This is a genomic window from Oleiphilus sp. HI0067, assembly GCF_001635735.1.
The window spans coordinates 1-878 of sequence record NZ_LWFI01000230.1 but is presented as its reverse complement, the minus strand read 5'-3'; the positions used below and the strand labels follow the sequence as shown (position 1 = coordinate 878).

At 43.8% G+C, this 878-nt stretch carries 1 protein-coding gene; it reads right to left on the bottom strand.

The features are described from left to right. Positions 1 to 723 (bottom strand): hypothetical protein (locus tag A3739_RS03045; protein WP_068500259.1); only part of this gene is annotated, 723 nt, incomplete at its 3' end. Positions 724 to 878: the final 155 nt, after the last annotated feature.

Sequence of the window (878 nt, the reverse complement as noted above, 5' to 3'; positions counted from 1 at the left end):
CAACGCTAAACCAGTTTGGCCTTCAAAGAAGTCGATACTGCGCTGAACTTCAATGGCAACTTGCGCCATCTCTTCATCGGCAGACAAAGTGGCACGCCGAGAAATAGCAAAGTCACGCGAGAAATACAGCTGCGACGATTTGTGGATAGTAATCAATCCGAAATCATTTTCGCACTTAAGCGTCAATTGAAGCTCATTACTTGGTTCAATCGTTTCGGATAGATTCTTTAAGGCTAAATCACTTACTGTAATTCGCTTTGGCTTTAGACCAACCGCTATTGCAGACTGCGTTAATGTATCGATCAAAGCTTGTCGTGCGACACGAGCATGCAACCTCGGAGGGCGGTTTCTTAAGGCTTCTTTGGGATAATCAAAATACTCAACTTGCGCGTCCATCGCAGCGTCATCCATTAGCGCTTGCACAGCCCAATGAACAGCTGACTCTAATTCGGTCTCAGGCACATTAGGAGCATCGAGTTCAATGCGTTGGTAATCATTTCGAGGAAGCACGATATCGCAAGAGACACCTTTCAAACCTTGTTCTCTAACAAAATTTCGAAGGTTTTGTAGGCGTTTATTAGGCGCAGAGGGTAACCAGTATGATTCCATCAATTTTAAGGATGGATAACGTGCGGAGCGCGTTAGAGCGATTGCTAAACCATCTGTACGAAACTCAAGGCCAACTCGGGTATGAGCAGTTCGAGAAAGGATTAAAGAACGCACCAAAAAATGCCTAACAGTAGTTATTATTTGAACAGCAGAATAAAGAGTATGTAAGTGCTTGTAAACGGATCATGCATGAGCGTTTTGTCATACTGATTAACGCAAAAGCCCCGCTACTGCAGGGCTTTTCGATCTTATTACTTGTTGTTGATCAT